At 59.5% G+C, this 19693-nt stretch carries 8 protein-coding genes; 7 read left to right on the forward strand and 1 reads right to left on the reverse strand.

Going from position 1 to position 19693, the window contains the following annotated elements:
- The first annotated feature begins 117 nt into the window (after nucleotides 1-117).
- The gene (locus ACQZ6D_RS24130; protein ID WP_448730143.1) at nucleotides 118-8613 is read left to right on the forward strand and encodes a GH36-type glycosyl hydrolase domain-containing protein; all 8496 of its coding nucleotides are present in this window, start codon (nucleotides 118-120) and stop codon (nucleotides 8611-8613) included.
- A 419-nt stretch (nucleotides 8614-9032) separates the two neighbouring features.
- Here ACQZ6D_RS24130 and ACQZ6D_RS24135 read toward each other — a convergent pair whose 3' ends face one another.
- The gene (locus tag ACQZ6D_RS24135; protein WP_013636948.1) at nucleotides 9033-10796 is read right to left on the reverse strand and encodes a glucan ABC transporter ATP-binding protein/ permease; all 1764 of its coding nucleotides are present in this window, start codon (nucleotides 10794-10796) and stop codon (nucleotides 9033-9035) included.
- A gap of 337 nt (nucleotides 10797-11133) precedes the next feature.
- Between ACQZ6D_RS24135 and ACQZ6D_RS24140 the strand changes: the two genes are divergently transcribed.
- From ACQZ6D_RS24140 to ACQZ6D_RS24165, 6 genes are all read left to right on the forward strand, one after another.
- Nucleotides 11134-11871: a LuxR family transcriptional regulator gene (locus tag ACQZ6D_RS24140; protein WP_003516548.1), complete on the forward strand. Its 738-nt coding sequence runs from the start codon at nucleotides 11134-11136 to the stop codon at nucleotides 11869-11871.
- A gap of 106 nt (nucleotides 11872-11977) precedes the next feature.
- A complete protein-coding gene (pyc, locus tag ACQZ6D_RS24145; protein ID WP_038492474.1) occupies nucleotides 11978-15439 on the forward strand; it encodes a pyruvate carboxylase in 3462 nt (1153 codons plus the stop codon).
- A gap of 144 nt (nucleotides 15440-15583) precedes the next feature.
- The gene (locus ACQZ6D_RS24150) at nucleotides 15584-16384 is read left to right on the forward strand and encodes a DeoR/GlpR family DNA-binding transcription regulator (protein ID WP_065705138.1); all 801 of its coding nucleotides are present in this window, start codon (nucleotides 15584-15586) and stop codon (nucleotides 16382-16384) included.
- Between the two features lie 12 nt (nucleotides 16385-16396).
- The gene (locus tag ACQZ6D_RS24155; protein WP_065705140.1) at nucleotides 16397-17587 is read left to right on the forward strand and encodes an MFS transporter; all 1191 of its coding nucleotides are present in this window, start codon (nucleotides 16397-16399) and stop codon (nucleotides 17585-17587) included.
- A gap of 120 nt (nucleotides 17588-17707) precedes the next feature.
- Entirely contained in the window at nucleotides 17708-18958 is a 1251-nt protein-coding gene (ispG, locus tag ACQZ6D_RS24160) for a flavodoxin-dependent (E)-4-hydroxy-3-methylbut-2-enyl-diphosphate synthase (RefSeq protein WP_038492469.1), read from the forward strand.
- Nucleotides 18959-19024: 66 nt separating this feature from the next.
- Nucleotides 19025-19687, forward strand: coding sequence for an OmpA family protein (locus tag ACQZ6D_RS24165; protein WP_019566011.1), 663 nt, complete (start codon nucleotides 19025-19027; stop codon nucleotides 19685-19687).
- The last annotated feature ends 6 nt before the right edge of the window (nucleotides 19688-19693 follow it).

Raw genomic sequence — 19693 nt, forward strand, 5'->3', positions numbered from 1 at the left:
ACCGAAGGTTCAGGATAAGTCATAAATATAGCGTGGCCCGATTTCGTGCGTATTCCCGCCACGGACGAAACGCCGGTCAAGTCGAACAATTCTCCATAAAGTTCAGAATACGAGCCGATGTCATTTCATATTACCCCGACCGCCGCCGCCCGTGATTCCGAGACGAAGCAGATCGATCACAATGATTCGATCCGCGCGTCCTATATGACGGTCGAGGAACTGCATGATGCCGGTGCCGCGCTTTCGCGCGACGGTGCCGATACCCTTCCCGGCTTCATGGAGTTCGACTTCTTCGAGCGCCACCGTGAGAACGAGAAGGAAATCCTGCGGGTCTACCGCACAACGGCCGTCGACGCGGAAAATGGCGCGACGATAACGCCGGCGGCGGAATGGCTGCTCGACAACCACTACGTCATCGAAGAGGCGATCCAGGAAGTCCGCCGCGATTTCCCGCGCAAGTTCTATCGCCAGCTGCCGACAATGACGGTGGGCGGCGTGACGATCCCGCGGGTCATGGCGCTCGGCTGGCTTTATGTCGCCCATACCCACAGCACGGTCTCGCGCGAGAATATGACGGCGCTGGTGGATGGCTACCAGACGTCGAAGACGCTGCAGATCGGCGAATTGTGGGCGCTGCCCTCCATCATCCGTTTTGTCCTCATCGAAAATCTTCGCCGCATCTCCATTCGCGTGGAACGCTCGCGCCGCATGCGCCAGAAGGCGAATGAAGTCGTCGACGAAATCATTCGCCTGAACGATGCGGAAGCCTCCGCGGCACTTCTCAAGCAGGTCGATTCGCTGGTCGATGACCCAACCTTTGCGACGCAGTTCCTCTATCGCCTCAGAAACGGCTCGCAGACTTCGGGTTTTGCGGTGGCCTGGCTTGAAGAGCGCCTGCATGCTGCGGGCACCGACGCTGAAAACGTCATGATGTCGGAACACAACCGGCTGGCCTCAGGCAATGTGACGATGGGCAATATCGTCAAGAGCCTGAGGGAAATCGACGATACCGAATGGTCGGTGTGGTTCGAGGAAGTCAGCCATATCGACAAGGTCCTGCGCGAGGAAACCGATTACGAGATTCTCGATTTCGGTTCTCGCAACACCTATCGCAACACGATCGAGCTTCTGGCGCGTCGCTCCCCCAAGACAGAGGTAGAGGTCGCGCGTGCCGCCGTGGAAATGGCGAGATCCGGCGAGCCTGCCGAGGTGTCTGAAAACCATCGCGTCAATGTCGGCTCCGTACTCGTCGGCGAGCGCCGGTTCGAGCTTGAAAAGGTGCTCGCTTACAGGCCGCTGGTCTCGCAGCATATCGTCCGGTCTATGCGCAAGTTCAACTGGCTCGCAATTGCGGCGCCAGTGTTTCTCATCACCGCGCTCGTCATGCTTGCCGTCGGCTGGTTCCTGGCCGAAGCTGGCATGCCCTGGTATGTGGTGACCGCATTCCTCTTGATGTTTGCATTGCCTGCTTCGGAAGGCGCGACCGGTCTGTTCAACACGCTCGTCACTTTCTTCGTGAAGCCGTTCCGGTTGGTCGGATACGAGTTCAAGAACGGTATTCCACAGGACGCCCGCACGCTTGTTGCCGTGCCCTGCATGTTGACCAGCCGCGACAGCGTCGACGAGATGATGCGCAATATCGAGGTGCATTATCTCGCCAATCCGCATGGCGAGATTTATTTCGCGCTGGTCAGCGACTGGCGCGATGCCCAATATGAGCAGTCCGGCGACGATCTCGAGATTCTCGAATATGCCAAGCGCGAACTGGCGGCGCTGAACAGCCGTTATGCCTTCGATGGCAAGACGCGTTTCTACCTGCTGCACCGCCGCCGCATCTACAACCCGTCCGAAGGCTGCTGGATGGGCTGGGAGCGCAAGCGTGGCAAGCTGCATGAACTGAACATGCTGCTGCGCGGCGACAAGGACACGACATTCCTCGGTGGCGCCAATATCGTGCCGGCCGATGTCAAATACGTCATGACGCTTGATGCCGATACGCGCCTGATGCGCGATGCGGTGACCAAGCTCGTCGGCAAGATGCATCACCCGATCAACCGCCCCGTCATCGATCCGGTCTCGGGACGTGTGGTTGAAGGTTATGGCCTGTTGCAGCCGCGCGTTACGCCTTCGCTGACGACGGGCAAGGATGCCTCCGTCTTCCAGCGTGTCTTCTCGATCAATCGCGGTATCGACCCTTACGTCTTCACCGTTTCCGACGTTTATCAGGACCTGACCTCCGAAGGCACCTTCACCGGCAAGGGTCTTTACGACGTGGATGCCTTCGAGGCGGCGCTTAAGGGCCGGATCGAGGAAAACTCCATCCTCAGCCACGATTTGCTCGAAGGATCCTTTGCGCGCTGCGCGCTGGTGACCGATGTGGAACTGGTCGAGGATTTCCCGACCCGCTACGAGGTGGAAGTCTCGCGCCAGCATCGCTGGGCGCGTGGCGACTGGCAGCTGCTTCCCTATATTCTCGACCGCGCCCGTGGTGTTACCGCGATCGGCCGGTGGAAGATGGTCGATAACCTGCGCCGTTCGCTGACGCCGATTGCCTGGTTCTTTGCCTCGATCCTCGGCTGGTATTTCATGGACCCGCTCGGTGCGCTGATCTGGCAGATCCTGCTGATCTTCTCGCTGTTCGTCGCTCCGACGCTCTCGCTGCTTTCCGGCCTCGTGCCGCGTTCCACTGATATCGTGCCTCAGGCGCATTTCCACACCATCTGGTCGGAAATCCGCGCCACCAATGCGCAGGTTGCGCTGCGTATCGTCTTCATTGCCGATTCTGCCTGCATGATGACGGATGCAATTGTCCGTTCGCTCTACCGTCTGCTCGTCAGCCACAAGCTGATGCTGGAATGGCGCACCGCCGCCAGCATGCAGTCTAGCGCCCAGGGCGGCATCACCTATTATTTCCGCCAGATGTGGCATGCGCCTGTTGTGGCCATGCTCGGCCTGTTGTTTGCGGCGCTGCCCGGTGACAACGCCTTCCTGATCGGCATTCCCTTCACATTGCTCTGGGTTCTGTCTCCCGCCGTTGCCTGGTATGTCAGCCAGTCGGCGGAAACCGAAGACCGGCTGTTCGTTTCGGAACACGTCTCTTTCGAGCTTCGCAAGATCGCGCGTCGCACGTGGCGTTATTACGAAGCCTTCGTGACGCCGCAGGAAAACCACCTGCCGCCGGACAACTTCCAGGAAACGCCGGAGCCGATTGTTGCCTCGCGTACATCGCCTACCAATATTGGCGTTTACCTGCTTTCCATCATTTCGGCGCGCCAGTTTGGCTGGATCAGCTTTGCCGATACGCTGGAGCGGATCGAGAACACGATCCAGACCGTAGAGAAGATGGAGAAACATCGCGGCCATCTCTACAACTGGTACCATACGGACACGCTGCAGACGCTTGGTCCCCGTTACGTTTCGGCGGTGGACAGCGGTAATCTCGCCGGTCACCTGATTGCGGTTTCGTCTGCCTGCCGCCAGTGGGCAGAAGCGCCTTCCGCGCATCTTCAGGGTAATCTCGACGGTATCGGCGATCTCGCCGGTATTCTGCGCGAAACGCTGAAAGCGCTGCCTGACGACCGCAAGAACCTGCGTCCGCTGCATCGCCGCCTTGAAGAACGCATCATCGGTTTTTCGAACGCTCTTGCCTCGGTCAAGCGCGAGCATGAATTCGCATCGATCCGCGTCATCAATCTTGCGGTACTCGCGCGCGACATCCAGAAGCTCGCTACCAATGTCGATCACGAAGTGAAGTCTGCGCAGAGCGCGGAAGTGACACGCTGGGCACAATTGCTCGTGGATTGCTGCGAGGCGCATATTTCAGACAGCGCCATCGACCTCACCAATATGGAGCCGCTACGCCAGCGTCTTGCATCGCTGCGTGACCGCAGCCGCAACCTCGCTTTCTCGATGGATTTCACGTTCCTTTATCGCAAGGATCGCCGTCTTCTGTCGATCGGCTACCGCGTCGAAAGCAAGGAACTGGACGAGGCCTGCTACGACCTTCTGGCGTCCGAATGCCGCCTGACCAGCCTGTTTGCCATCGCCAAGGGCGATCTGCCGACCGAGCACTGGTACCGTCTCGGCCGCCAGGTCGTGCCGATCGGTGCGCAGGGCGCGTTGGTCTCCTGGTCGGGTTCGATGTTCGAATATCTGATGCCTCCGCTCGTCATGCAGGAGCGTCAGGGTGGCATTCTCAACCAGACCAACAATCTGATCGTCAAGGAACAGATGAACCACGGCCGCCGTCTCGGCACGCCATGGGGCATTTCCGAAGCGGCGTTCAACGCCCGCGATCACAACATGAACTACCAGTACACCAATTTCGGTGTGCCGACGCTTGGCCTCAAGCGCGGTCTCGGCCAGAATGCTGTCATCGCACCCTATGCGTCGATCCTCGCAAGCCAGTACGATCCTGACGGTGCGCTGGAAAACCTCGACAAGCTGCGCAAGCTTGGCGCGCTTGGACAGTACGGCTTCCATGATGCCGTGGATTTCACGCCGACACGTGTGCCTGACGGCAAGGTCTGCGCGGTGGTCTACAACTATTATGCCCACCACCACGGCATGTCGATCGCGGCTGTCGCCAACGTCGCCTTTGACGGTGTGTTGCGCGAACTCTTCCATTCCGACCCGGTAATCGAGGCGGCCGAACTCCTGTTGCAGGAAAAGGCACCGCGCGAAGTGCCTGTCATGAGCGCCAAATACGAGCCGGAAACCCCCGGCAAGGAACAGGCAGACCTGCTGCGTGCGGAAGTGCGCTCCATCGCCGACCCGGCCGTGCGCGACCGCGAAGTGGTGTTCCTGTCGAACGGCCATTATTCGACGATGCTCACCTCAACGGGTGCTGGATATTCGAAATGGAACGGTCAGGCGATTTCCCGCTGGAAGGCCGACCCGACCGAAGATCGTTGGGGAACCTTCATCTTCCTGCGCGATACCACCAATGGACAATGGTGGAGTGCGACGGCTGAGCCGCGTGTCATCGAAGGCGAAAAGACAAAGACGATCTTCACCGACGACAAGGCCGAATTCCACAAGAATGTCGGCGATCTGCAGAGCGTCGTTGAATGCATCGTCGCCACCGAGCACGATGCCGATGGCCGCCGCGTCACGCTGCTCAATGTCGGTTCCGAGGATCGTTACATTGAAGTGACCTCCTATATGGAGCCGGTCATTGCGTCGGAAGACGACGACAACGCCCATCCGCTGTTCTCGCGCATGTTCGTGCAGACGGAGATCGGCCGGCGCGGCGATGTCATCCGCGCCTGGCGTAACCGCCGCAGCCCGAATGAGCCCGGAACGATCATCGCGCATCTTGCTGCCGATAACGCCGGCCCATCGCGCCCGACGGAGTTTGAGACGGACCGTGCCAAGTTCATCGGCCGCGGCAGATCGCTCGGTGAAGCGGCTGCATTCGATACCGGTGCCACGCTTTCCAACACCGATGGCTTCACGCTCGATCCAATCCTGTCGTTGCGCCGCACTGTGCGCGTACCGGCCGGCAAGAAGGTGAGCGTGATTTTCTGGACGATTGCCGCGCCGAGCCGCGAGGAAGTCGACAAGGCGATCGACCGTTATCGCCATCCGGACGCATTTGCCCATGAACTCGTGCATGCATGGACGCGCACGCAGGTGCAGATGCGCCATGTGGGTGTCACTTCGCAGCAGGCCGCCGCTTTCCAGCATCTCGGCCGTTATCTGACCTATCCGGACATGCATCTGCGCGCGGATTCGGAAACGCTGAAAACGGGCCTCGCTTCGCAGCGGGCGCTCTGGCCGCTTGCCATTTCGGGCGATTTTCCGATCTTCAGCCTGCGTATCAACGACGATATGGACATGGATATTGCCCGTGAGGCGCTCAGCGCCCACGAATATCTGCGTTCGCGCGGCGTGATCTTCGATCTCGTCATCGTCAACGAACGGGCCGCGTCGTATGCACAGGATATGCAGCATGCGCTGGATCATATTTCCGAGGCACAGCGTCGAATCAATCCCGCCGATGGTGGTAGGCCGCATGTGTTCTCCGTTCGCCGCGACTTGATGGACGAAGAGACCTGGAGCGCGCTTCTGGCGGCCTCCCGTGTCGTGCTGCATGTGAGGAATGGCAAGATTGTCGACCAGATCAACCGCGCCGTGTCGCTTTTTGCGGCGCATCGCGGTCCTGACGGCGCGACTGAGGCCGCGCAGGCTCGCCTGCCGGTGCCTGCGTTCCCCGTCGCTGAGGCTGTCGAGGATGCGGGCGATCTCGATTTCTGGAACGGTTTTGGTGGTTTCGCCAAAAGCGGAGAGGAATATGTCGTGCGCCTGCATGGTGGGCAATCCACGCCGCATCCTTGGATCAACGTCATCTCGAACGAAAGTTTCGGCTTCCATGTGTCGGCGGAAGGCGCTGGTTTCACCTGGAGCCGCAATTCCCGTGACTATCAGCTGACACCCTGGAGCAACGATCCGGTCATCAACCGGCCGGGCGAGGCCTTCTATGTTGCCGATGTGGAAACAGGAAAGCTCTATACGCCCTGTGCTGCCCTTTCGCGTGATCCGGAAGCCCTGTTCGAAACCCGTCACGGTCTCGGTTACTCCGTAATGACCGGCAAGACGGATAAGCTTGAAGTTGAGGTGACGCAGACGGTAGACCGTGAAAAGCCGGTCAAGTTCTCGCAGCTCATCGTACGCAACAAGGGTTCGAAAAGCCGCCGCCTGAAGGTCTATGCTTATGTGGAATGGGTGCTGGGCAATAATGGCCAGAAATCTGCGCCGTTCATCCTGAGCAGGCACGATGCCGGCAGCAATGCGATTTTTGCTTCCAACCCTTACAGCATCGACTATAGCACCCGCACTGCCTTCCTGACGCTCGACAGCGAGGCAAGCGGCTTCACCACCAGCCGCCGTGAATTCATCGGCCGCTTCGGTTCTGCACAGGCTCCGCAGGGCATTGTGTCCGGTGCGGCACTCAGTGGCAGCACCGAGGTGGACGGCGATCCCTGCGCCGCCTTGATGCAGGAAATCCACCTGAAGCCCGGTGAAGAACGGCATATGACCTTCATTCTCGGCGATGCCGACAATGCGGAGGAGGCGGCAACGCTGGTCGAACAAGTCCGTGCGGCGGATTTCCAGTCGGTGCTGGAGGGCAGCAAGGCGTTCTGGACTGGCTTTACCGGCCAGTTGCAGGTTACCACGCCCGATGCCGGCTTCAACCACATGGTCAATAGCTGGTTGCCCTATCAGGCGCTGGCGTGCCGCATCCTGGCGCGCACGGCCTTCTATCAGTCGAGCGGCGCCTTCGGCTTCCGTGACCAGCTTCAGGACACGCTGGCATTCCTGCTCTACCAGCCGGATCTCGCTCGCAAGCAGATCCTGCGTGCGGCAGGCCGCCAGTTTGCTGAAGGCGACGTCCAGCATTGGTGGCTGCCTTTGACCGGTGCAGGTGTCCGCACGACGATCTCTGATGACGTGGTCTGGCTCGCTTATGCGATCAACCAGTATGTCTCGGCTACGGGCGATGCGGCCATCCTTGATGAAAGCATCCCCTTCATCAAGGGACCGGCATTGATGCCGGGGCAGCACGATGCCTTCTTCCAGCCGGAGACGAGCGACAAATCCGCTAGCCTCTACGAACACGCGGCTCTGGCGCTTGATCTCGCGATCCATCGCACCGGCGAAAACGGTCTGCCGCTGATCCTCGGCGGTGACTGGAACGACGGCATGAACCGTGTCGGCATCGGCGGCAAGGGCACCAGTGTCTGGCTTGGCTGGTTCCTGGCCGGAGCGCTTCGCGACTTCATCGCGATCGCCGAAAAGCGCGGTGATACAGACCGTGTCGGCAGGTGGTCGGCGCATCGCGAAAAGCTTCGCAATGCTCTCGAAACTGCGGGTTGGGACGGCAGCTATTACCGTCGCGGTTATTTCGATGACGGCACGCCGCTCGGTTCCGCCACCAGCGAGGAATGCCAGATCGATTCACTTGGCCAGAGCTGGAGCGTTCTTTCCGGCGAGGGTGAGGAAGGCCGGTCACGGCAGGCGATGGACGCCGTCATTGAGCATCTGGTCGATGAAAAGGCCGGTATCATCCGTCTGTTCACCCCGCCATTCTCGCGGGCGCCGCATGACCCGGGTTATATCAAGGGATATCCGCCGGGTGTGCGCGAAAACGGCGGACAATATACCCACGCGGCGACCTGGGTAGTGCTTGCCCTTGCCAAGCAGGGGCGTGCGCAGGAGGCGTGGAACTGCTTCAAGCTGCTCAACCCCGTCAACCATGCGCTCGACGCGGCATCGTCCGAAACCTATCGGGTCGAACCCTATGTGGTGACCGCCGATGTCTATGGTGAGGGCGCTTATGCGGGTCGCGGCGGCTGGAGCTGGTACACGGGTTCCGCCGGCTGGCTCTATCGCGCCGCGATCGAGGGCATTCTCGGTATCATCCGAACCGAAGGCAAGCTTCACATCGCGCCGTCGCTGCCCGAAGACTGGAGCGGCTTCTCGGTGAAGATCACGCTGGACGGTAAAGCAAAGGACATCGTCGTCAGCCGTAAGGCCGGCACGGCGGAGGTCTCCGTGTCCGTTGACGGCAAGCCCCTGTCGGCTGACGATCGGGTGATCCCGTTCGACTGATACGACCGGCTCTACGTTTGCTTTTAAAATCAGGCTCCTGCGGTGACGCAGGGGCCTTAATTTTTATTGTGGCTGCCCTGGTATTGTTTGTCTGCACGGAGGCGCGGTAACAGCTTTGTCCTGGCGGGTATCTCCAGCATCATCTCATGAGAGAAATGACACAGCCTCGCGAAGGTCTTGCAAGCGCCAACGAGAATGTAAGCCGTGCTCCTCTCGACGTGGCACGCAGGCAGAGCAGTTTTACAGAGCCATGTTTCTGCGCTGTTGGATCGCTGAATGCTGATGGCTAAGGCTAAGGCTTGGCCCTTTCCTGCATTATCAAGGCACATGTCTGCTGCTTCGCAGACTTTGGAGAAAGGACAAAGAAAAAGGGCGGACACCACGGTGCCCGCCCTTATTATATTCCGTAAGCCAGAGTGTCAGGAGGCGATGGCTTTAGGCCGGGGCTGGCCCTCGTCCTCTGTCAGCAGGCCGCTGGTGCGCAGCAGCGAGGTGAAGCGTCCGCCACGCTGGCTGAGCTCGTCGAACGTGCCCTTTTCAATGATACGGCCCTGATCGAGGAACAGCACCTGATCGGCATCGCGCACCGTGGAAAGGCGGTGGGCGATGATGAAGGTCGTGCGGTTCATTCTCAGCGCGTCCACGGCGGCCTTAACCCGAGCTTCCGTTTCCACGTCCAGCGCGCTGGTTGCCTCGTCAAGGACCAGGATGGGAGCGTTCTTCAGGATAGCACGCGCAATGGCGATACGCTGGCGCTCGCCACCGGACAGGCGGTTGCCGCGTTCACCCACCTGGGTCAGGTAGCCGGTGATACGGCTGTCGATGAAATCCGTCGCAGCAGCAGCTGCTGCTGCTTCCACGACCTCCGCGTCGGTAGCAGATTCGCGACCAAGGCGGATGTTTTCGCGGATGGAGCGGTTCAGAAGGCCGGCATCCTGGAACACCGTGGCGATGGAGTTTCTGAGCGAGTTCTTCGTCACCGTCGAGATGTCGGTTCCATCGATCAGAATCTGGCCTGAATCCGGATCATAGACACGCTGCAGAAGATTGATGAGCGTGGTCTTGCCCGCGCCCGTCGGTCCGACGATGGCAATCGTCTGGCCGGCCTTGGCCGTAAACGAGATGTCGTGGACGCCCTGCTTGGTGTTGGCGAAACCGAAATTGACGTTGCGGAACTCCACGGTGCCGGAGACATTGGACAATTCGCGGGCGTCGCCCGGTTCTTCCCGTTCCTTGACGGAATCCTCCAGCACGAAGAAATCCTCGAGCTTTGCGCGCGCCTCGAAAATCTGGGTCACGAACTGACGCATCTGATCGAGACGGCCGATGAGAAGATTGGCGAAACCGATGAAGGCAATCACGTCACCGACGCGCAATTCGCCGTTCTTCACCAGCACGGTGCCGATGACGAGGATGATCATCATCGAAACGGTGGAGGCAGTGCGGTTCAAGGCACTTGCGAAGGCCCACCAGTCGAGCACCGGATATTGGGCGCTCAGCAGTTTTTCGGTGAAGGATTTCAGCGCCTTCGTTTCAGCCTCGATGCGGTTGTAGCTGTGCAGGACGGACACGTTGCTGATGGAATCGCTGACATGGGCAAAAACGCTGTGATAATGCTCCTCGACCGAAGCCTGGCCATCCTTGGTGCGGCCCATCACCCACTTGCCAATGAACCAGTAGACGATGCCAAGACCGATCAGGACGAAGCTGAGGCGCAGGTCCATGGCAATGGCTGTCGGAATAAGCAGTACGAGCGCGACGAAAGTCGCCAGATGCGTGCGCATGAATTCGAGCCAAAGGCCGAACAGCGTCTCGCTGGCGCGCAGAAGCGTATGCAGCGCGTTCGAGGTGCCTCGCAGATGGTGCCAGGAGAGCGGCATGGAGATGATCCGGCCGAAGGCTTCCGTCAGCAGGGTCGCGCGGCGACCATGGGCCAGCCGGTCGGCCTCGCGGGCGACAGCGACATAAGCCACGGTGTTGAAGACGCCGAAACCCGCCCACAGGATGAGGATGGACGTGACATCGGAGCCGGAGGAGATGGCGTCGATGATCCGTCCAAACAGCACGGGTTCGGCAATGGTGATCGCTGCAAGAATGATGTTGGCGATGACAACGATCAACACCCGCCATTTATGTACGGTCAGATAGCGCAGGGCGCGTGTGTAAACCTGAAACAAAGTCAAATTTTCAATCCAGTCCAGCGTCGGTTTCGAGCGGTTGATTGTTCGGTCTCAATACAATGCTGTTTTAGCAAGGTTGCATGAGACGGCGAAATTTGTGTAATTATCGCTCTTTCAGTCTGAATGGCGGCTTAACAAACCGAGCACGCGTGCGAACCGAAAAAAAACTGAACCCGATGTTTCTAGGGGACGCCGTCACAAGATTTTGCATGTTCGTTTCAGGGATTGCTAACGACGATATGTTCAGTCTGAACCGACCGGCGCCCGAGTAACATGACGTCCTCGCGGGACCATGTCCTTCATGTCATCCCTTCCAGCCAAGCTCCGGGCATGTGTCTTTATGCATGATATTCTTCACTTCATCTCTGCGTGCTACCAGGCGGGAAACGCTGATCGTGTTCGCTCCGAATTTGTAACACTTATTCGCGAATATGGTTTCGAATATTTCCTCGTCAGCCGGCGGATGACCGGGGAGCTTGCTTCCACCGGCCAGATTCTCGCACAACATCTCCCGGAAGGGTGGATCGAGGTCTACCGCGCCAAGAAATATAATCTCGTCGATCCCGTCCGTAAGGTGATCGGCATGGTGCACAAGCCGTTTCAGTGGAAAGAGGCGCTTGAGGGCCTGCCCCGCGCGATGCATCGAAAAAGGGCGAATGTGTTTTTTCACGATGCCGGCCGTTACGGTCTGCAGGGTGGGTATGCCTTTCCGGTGCACGGGCGCGCGGGATTCATCGGCGCGGTGTTCCTTGGCGGCGAGGACCGGCAATTGCCTTCGTTGCACGTTGAGCTGCTGGATGCGGCCACGCGCGCGGTGTTCTGGCGTCTGCTCGATCTTTCAGGCCAGGTCCATAACCTCAACAACGCGCCGAATGTTTCCGCTCTTGAACTTACAAGGCGGGAAATGGAAGTTCTGACGCTGATGGCTGATGGCATGACCTCAACCGAAATTGGACGCCAGCTATCGATCTCCAATCACACGGTCGACTGGTATATCAATGGAATCCAGCGTCGGTTCAGCGCCAAGAACAGGCAGCATACTGTAGCACTCGCCTTTCGCAACGGCCTGCTGAGCTAGTTACGACAGTACGCTTCTCTCCCGAATTGCCCTTTTCAAGACCGGGTTTTGCTGCTTAATTCCGCAGTGCAGCAGAAATTCTGTTTTGGCGTGTGGGGAGACCGTCTTGAAAATATCGAAAATACTTGTTGCCAACCGATCCGAAATTGCGATCCGAGTTTTCCGGGCAGCGAACGAGCTGGGGATAAAAACCGTCGCCATTTGGGCGGAAGAGGACAAGCTGTCTTTGCACCGCTTCAAGGCGGATGAAAGTTATCAGGTCGGCAGGGGGCCGCATCTCGCCAAGGATATGGGACCAATCGAGAGCTACCTCTCGATTGAGGAGGTCATCCGCGTGGCCAGACTTTCCGGCGCGGACGCGATCCATCCCGGTTACGGCCTTTTGTCCGAAAGCCCCGAATTCGTTGAGGCCTGTAACAAGGCTGGCATCACCTTCATCGGACCCACGGCAGATACGATGCGCCAGCTCGGCAACAAGGTTGCCGCCCGCAATCTGGCGATCTCGGTCAATGTTCCCGTTGTTCCTGCAACCAAGCCGCTGCCGGATGACATGGCCGAGGTGGAGCGGCTGGCCGAAGAGATCGGTTATCCCGTGATGTTGAAGGCCTCCTGGGGCGGCGGCGGTCGCGGCATGCGCGCCATCCGCAAAAAGGAGGATCTGGCACGCGAGGTCACCGAGGCCAAGCGCGAGGCGAAGGCCGCTTTCGGCAAGGACGAGGTCTATCTCGAAAAGCTGCTCGAGCGCGCCCGCCACGTCGAGAGCCAGGTTCTCGGTGATACCCATGGCAATGTCGTGCATCTGTTCGAGCGCGATTGTTCGATCCAGCGCCGCAATCAAAAAGTGGTTGAGCGCGCGCCGGCACCCTATCTCAGCGAAGCGCAGCGTCAGGAACTGGCCGCCTATTCCTTGAAGATCGCGGCTGCGACCAATTATATCGGCGCCGGCACGGTCGAATATCTGATGGATGTCGATACCGGCAAATTCTACTTCATCGAGGTCAATCCGCGCATTCAGGTGGAGCATACCGTCACCGAAGTCGTGACCGGCATCGATATCGTCAAGGCGCAAATCCATATTCTGGAAGGGGCCGCCATCGGCACGCCGGAATCGGGTGTGCCGAAACAGGAGGATATCCGCCTCAACGGCCATGCGCTGCAGTGCCGTATCACCACGGAAGACCCGGAGCACAATTTCATTCCCGACTACGGCCGTATAACGGCGTACCGCTCGGCGTCCGGCTTCGGCATTCGTCTGGATGGCGGGACGTCCTATTCGGGGGCGATCATTACCCGTTATTACGATCCGCTTTTGGTGAAGGTAACGGCCTGGGCGCCGCAGCCGGATGAAGCGATCAGCCGCATGGACCGCGCGCTGCGCGAATTCCGAATTCGCGGTGTTGCGACCAACCTGACCTTCCTCGAGGCCATCATTGGCCATGCGAGTTTCCGCAACAACACCTATACGACCCGCTTCATCGATTCGACGCCGGAGCTGTTTGCACAGGTCAAGCGTCAGGACCGCGCTACGAAACTGCTCACCTATCTTGCCGATGTGACGGTGAACGGGCATCCGGAAACCAAGGGCCGCGTTAAGCCACCGGCAAATGCGGCACAGCCGGTGGTTCCCTACATCGATGCGCCGACGCCTGATGGCACCAAGCAATTGCTCGACCGGCTGGGGCCGAAGGGCTTTGCCGACTGGATGCGCAACGAAAAGCGGGTGCTGGTAACGGACACGACGATGCGCGACGGCCATCAGTCGCTGCTGGCCACGCGCATGCGTACCCATGACATTGCCGGCGTCGCAAGCGTCTATGCCAAGGCCTTGCCGCAGCTTCTGTCTCTGGAGTGCTGGGGCGGCGCCACTTTCGACGTTTCCATGCGCTTCCTGACGGAAGACCCGTGGGAGCGCCTGGCGCTGATCCGCGAGGGTGCGCCGAACCTGCTGCTGCAAATGCTGCTGCGCGGTGCGAACGGCGTCGGGTACAAGAACTATCCAGACAATGTCGTGAAATATTTCGTCCGTCAGGCTGCGAAGGGCGGTATCGACCTGTTCCGCGTGTTCGACTGCCTGAACTGGGTGGAGAATATGCGCGTATCGATGGATGCGATCGCCGAGGAGAACAAGCTCTGCGAAGCGGCCATCTGCTACACGGGCGATATCCTCAATTCCGCGCGTCCAAAATACGACCTGAAATATTATACCAACCTCGCCGCCGAGCTGGAGCGTGCAGGCGCGCACATCATCGCCGTCAAGGATATGGCGGGACTTCTGAAGCCTGCCGCTGCCAAGGTGCTGTTCAAGGCGCTGAGGGAGGCGACCAGCCTGCCTATCCATTTCCACACGCATGACACATCCGGCATTGCGGCTGCGACCGTCCTTGCCGCCGTCGATGCGGGCGTGGATGCGGTGGATGCCGCCATGGATGCGCTTTCGGGCAACACGTCCCAGCCCTGCCTCGGTTCCATCGTGGAAGCGCTGGCCGGATCGGAACGCGATACGGGTCTCGATACCGAATGGATCCGCCGCATCTCGTTCTACTGGGAGTCGGCGCGCAACCAGTATGCGGCTTTCGAAAGCGATCTGAAGGGCCCTGCCTCGGAAGTCTATCTGCATGAAATGCCCGGTGGGCAATTCACCAATCTCAAGGAGCAGGCGCGCTCGCTCGGTCTTGAGAGCCGCTGGCACGAGGTCGCGCAGGCCTATGCCGACGCCAACCGGATGTTCGGCGATATCGTCAAGGTCACGCCGTCCTCCAAGGTTGTCGGCGATATGGCGCTGATGATGGTGAGCCAGGATCTGACGGTCGCCGACGTGGAAAATCCTGATCGCGAAGTGTCCTTCCCGGACTCGGTGGTTTCGATGCTGAAGGGCGATCTTGGACAGTCGCCAGGCGGCTGGCCGGAAGCCCTGCAGAAAAAGGCGCTGAAGGGTGACGCGCCCTATACGGTTCGTCCAGGCTCTTTGCTGCCGGATGCCGATCTCGATGCGGAGAGAAAGGCGATCGAGACCAAACTCGAGCGTTCCGTGAACGACTTCGAATTCGCATCCTATCTGATGTATCCGAAGGTGTTTACCGATTTCGCGCTGACATCCGAGACCTACGGTCCGGTATCCGTGCTTCCCACCCATGCGTATTTCTATGGCATGGAGGACGGTGAAGAGCTGTTTGCCGATATCGAGCGCGGCAAAACGCTGGTCATCGTCAATCAAGCCTCTTCCGGCACTGACGATAAGGGCATGGTGACGGTGTTCTTCGAGATCAACGGCCAGCCGCGCCGCATCAAGGTGCCGGATCGCGCTCATGGCGCATCCGGCTCTGCGGTGCGCCGCAAAGCGGAACTCGGCAATGGCACACATATTGGTGCGCCGATGCCGGGTGTCATCAGCCGCGTCTTCATCAATCAGGGTCAGGAGGTCAAGGCCGGCGACGTGCTGCTCTCCATCGAGGCCATGAAGATGGAAACCGCGCTTCACGCCGAACGCGATGGCAAGGTCGCCGAGGTTCTCGTGCGCCCGGGTGACCAGATCGACGCAAAGGATCTGCTGATCGCCTACGCGGAATGATGCCCACACGGCATCGCTAGCCGCGATATTTTGTCTTTCGTTATAAACGCCCGCCCTCCCGGCGGGCGTTTTGCTGTTGCACCTTCACTAAAACTCAAATATGCATGTTCGTGCACGTTTGTTCCTGTTTATGCATGAGTCCCGATGAGCGATCATTTTGTCAGCGAGCGGCAGGCGCTCATCCTTGCACAGTTGCGGCAAAGCGGCCGCGTGCTTGCACAGGATCTGGCCCAGAATTTCGGCGTTTCGGAAGACACGGTCCGCCGGGATCTGCGGGATATGGCGGCGCGCGGGGAGTGTCTGCGCGTCTATGGCGGGGCGTTGCTTTCCGATAGCAAGACGGTGCCGCTGAAGACACGGATCGCCGAGGATGCCGATCGCAAGGCTTCGTTGGCGCGGGCAGCAATTCCGCTTTTTGAGCCGGGCATGGTCGTCTTTATCGATGCCGGCTCCACCAATCTGGCCATTGCAAGAGCTATCCCCGCCGGTCTCAAATTGACGGTGGTAACGAATACGCCTGCTATTGCCGCTGAACTCACGGGGCGGGCCGATATCGATTTGATCATGATCGGCGGCAAGGTCGATCCGGCCGTCGGTGCGGCCATCGACGCCTTGGCGTTGCGGCAACTCGAGCTGATGCGGCCCGAACTGTGTATTCTTGGCGTTTGCGGTGTTGCGGCTGAGACCGGCCTGTCGGCGGATATTTTCGAGGATGCCGTGTTCAAGCGGCTTGCCTGCAGCGCCAGCCAGCGGATTGTTGCCGCCATCACCACGGAAAAGCTGGGCCTCAAGGCGGCGTTTCACGTGCACGACTTTTCTCCGCCTCTTTCCCTGGTGCTCGAACATGACGCCGACCGCACATTGGTCGAGGCGCTGTCGGCAAAAGGCGTACAAGTTCATTTCGGCGACGATGACGCCGTCCAACTCTCTCACGGTCAAGTCTGAAGGATATTACCGATGAACGGCCCCACGACATTTTCGCCGACGGTCAAGCGCTCGTCCTATCTGACGCGGCACAGGCTCGGTGTATCCCTGCTGTTTTTGATGAACGGTTTCATGATGGGATCGTGGGCGCCCAAAATACCGGAATTTGCGGCGCGCTTATCCCTCAGTGAAAGTGCGCTTGGCCTGATCATTCTGGTTTTCGGCGTCGGCTCGCTGGTTTTCATGCCGATCGCCGGTTCCCAGATCGCCCGTTTCGGATCGCGAACGGTCAGCCTTGCGAGTGCGGCTATTTTCTTGCCGACACTGCTTTTCATCTCCTGGGCAGACACGATCTGGGCAGGTGTGATTGCGGTTTTCCTGTTCGGCGGGCTGACAGGGGCGATGGATGTCGCCATGAACGCCAATGCGGTGGCGGTCGAGCGTGACATGCGCCGCGCCATCATGTCGTCGTGCCATGCTTTCTGGAGCCTGGGCGGCCTGATCGGTGCCGGTCTTGGCGGTTATCTCATCACGACCATTGGCGTGCAGGGGCATGCGATCGCGTTGACGGTCATCGCCCTTGTTTTGCTCGTCGTCGCGTGGCCGCGCGTTCTTGCGGATCGCCCGCATGCCGAGGAGGAGCGTCCGAAAGGTGGCTTGCCGCTGACGCCCTTGCCGTGGATTATCGGTCTGATGGCGCTGTTTTCGATGATTCCGGAAGGCGCGATCCTCGATTGGGGTGCCCTTTATCTGCGCAATGAACTCGGCGCTTCCGTGTCCCAGTCCGGTTTCGCATTCGCGGCCTTTTCCATGACCATGGCGGCCATGCGTTTTGCCGGCGATCTGGTGCGCGACCGGTTCGGCGCGGTCAATACCCTGCGGTTCTGCTCGGTCATGTCGATTGCGGGCCTTCTGATTGCGGGTCTTGCGGGAAATTCCACGTTTGTGATCATCGGCTTCGCTATTGCCGGCATCGGTATTTCCAACATGGTGCCGATCGCCTTTTCGGCGGCGGGGAACATGCCGGGATTGGCACCCGGCATCGGCCTGTCGGTCGTCACCACCATGGGTTATTCCGGGATTCTGGTAGCACCCTCGGCCATCGGCTTCATTGCCGAACATACCGGCCTGGCCAGCGTATTTCTCGCTCTGCCGTTGTTGCATGTGGTGGTTTTGCTGCTTTCGCGGCTCGCCCGGCATGCGGATGGTGCGGGCAAGGAATAGGCGTCTCGAATTTTGCCATGATTGCGGTAAAGTAGAAGCTCTTATGCGTTGGGTGTTGACAAGCAGGCCCCCTTGTTTCACCTCAATTGCCAGACCTTGCCGCAAGCTCCAGAGACCGCCATGACGTCACACGCCGATTACGATCCAAAGCCCCGCCGTGCATCCGTTGCCGTCGACGTAGGGGGCGTCATCGTGGGTGGCGGTGCGCCTGTCGTCGTACAATCCATGACCAATACCGACACGGCGGATATCGACGCCACCGTGCAGCAGGTGGCGGCACTCTTCCAGGCCGGTTCTGAAATGGTGCGCATCACCGTCGATCGCGATGAGAGCGCTGCCGCTGTGCCGAAAATCCGCGAGCGGCTGCTGCGCCTTGGCATGGACGTGCCGCTGATTGGCGATTTCCACTATATCGGCCACAAGCTTCTGGCCGATCATCCGGCCTGTGCCGAAGCACTGGCGAAATACCGCATCAATCCCGGCAATGTCGGCTTCAAGGACAAGAAGGACAAGCAGTTCGGCGAAATCGTCGAAATGGCGATCCGTTATGACAAGCCGGTTCGCATCGGCGTGAACTGGGGGTCGCTCGATCAGGAATTGCTGACGACGCTGATGGACAAGAACAAGGAGCAGGGTTTTCCGCTCTCTGCCCGTCAGGTCACCCGCGAAGCCATCGTCCAGTCGGCACTGATTTCCGCAGAGCTTGCCGAAGAAATCGGCCTGCCGCGCAACCGCATCATACTGTCTGCCAAGGTCAGCCAGGTACAGGACCTGATTGCCGTTTATTCGATGCTGTCGGAACGCTCCAACCATGCACTGCATCTCGGTCTTACCGAAGCCGGCATGGGTTCCAAGGGCATCGTCGCCTCGTCTGCTGCCATGGGTTATGTGCTGCAGCACGGTATTGGCGACACGATTCGCGTCTCGCTGACGCCGGAGCCGAACGGCGACCGCACCCGCGAGGTGCAGGTGGCGCAGGAATTGCTGCAGGTCATGGGTTTCCGCCAGTTCATTCCGGTGGTTGCGGCATGTCCCGGCTGCGGGCGCACCACCTCTACCGTCTTTCAGGAACTTGCCCAGAATATCCAGAATGACATTCGCAAGAACATGCCGATCTGGCGTGAAAAATATCCCGGTGTGGAAGCGCTCAATGTTGCTGTCATGGGCTGCATCGTTAATGGCCCCGGAGAAAGCAAACATGCCGATATCGGCATTTCACTGCCCGGAACCGGCGAAAGCCCCGCTGCACCGATCTTCATCGATGGCGAGAAGGCGCTCACCCTGCGCGGTCCCAACATCGCCGCGGATTTTGAAGCGCTTGTGATCGATTACATCGAAAAGCGTTTTGGCCGGAAAGATGCGGCGGAGTAAAAACTACCGTGAAAATGCCGAAATTCCACTGTCATACCGCCTGAACCCTTCGGAGCATCAAAACACATGATCAAAAAAATCGCGATCGTTGCCCTTTGCGGGACCTATCTTTCCGCGTGCACCACCACCGATCCCTATACGGGTGAGCAGAAGATGTCGAACACGGCGGGCGGCGCTGGTATCGGCGCTGTCGTCGGTGCTCTCGGTGGTCTGGCTGTCGGCGGTTCGCCGGTCGGTCGCCGCAACGCAGCCCTCATCGGCGCCGGCATCGGTGCACTCGCCGGTGGCGCAATCGGCAATTACATGGATGGTCAGGAATCCGAGCTTCGCGCCCAGCTTCAGGGCACTGGCGTTTCCGTTAGCCGCCGTGGCGACAGCATCGTTCTCAACATGCCGTCGAACATCACCTTCGCGACGGATCAGGATCAGGTCATCCCGCCCTTCTATCAGACACTCGATTCCGTCGCTATCGTGCTGAACAAGTTCAACCGCACGCTCATCGACATCAACGGCCATACCGACTCCACCGGCAGCCAGCAGCACAACCAGGCGCTTTCCGAGCGTCGTGCGGCGTCTGTTGCAAACTATCTCGGCGCACGCGGCGTCGACCAGCGCCGTATTTCGACTCTCGGCTTCGGCCCCTCGCAGCCGATCGCTTCGAACGCAACGCCGGATGGCCGCGCCCAGAACCGTCGCGTCGAAGTGCTGATTTCGCCGCTCAAGGGCTGATTGGCT

It is taken from the genome of Agrobacterium sp. 22-3639C2, assembly GCF_053522105.1.

Excerpts from the sequence above, each read along its gene's own strand:
- ACQZ6D_RS24130 (WP_448730143.1), top strand. The coding sequence starts at position 118 with ATGTCATTTCATATTACCCCGACCGCCGCCGCCCGTGATTCCGAGACG.
- ACQZ6D_RS24140 (WP_003516548.1), top strand. The coding sequence starts at position 11,134 with ATGCATGATATTCTTCACTTCATCTCTGCGTGCTACCAGGCGGGAAAC.
- ACQZ6D_RS24150 (WP_065705138.1), top strand. The coding sequence starts at position 15,584 with ATGAGCGATCATTTTGTCAGCGAGCGGCAGGCGCTCATCCTTGCACAG.
- ACQZ6D_RS24155 (WP_065705140.1), top strand. The coding sequence starts at position 16,397 with ATGAACGGCCCCACGACATTTTCGCCGACGGTCAAGCGCTCGTCCTAT.
- ispG (WP_038492469.1), top strand. The coding sequence starts at position 17,708 with ATGACGTCACACGCCGATTACGATCCAAAGCCCCGCCGTGCATCCGTT.
- ACQZ6D_RS24165 (WP_019566011.1), top strand. The coding sequence starts at position 19,025 with ATGATCAAAAAAATCGCGATCGTTGCCCTTTGCGGGACCTATCTTTCC.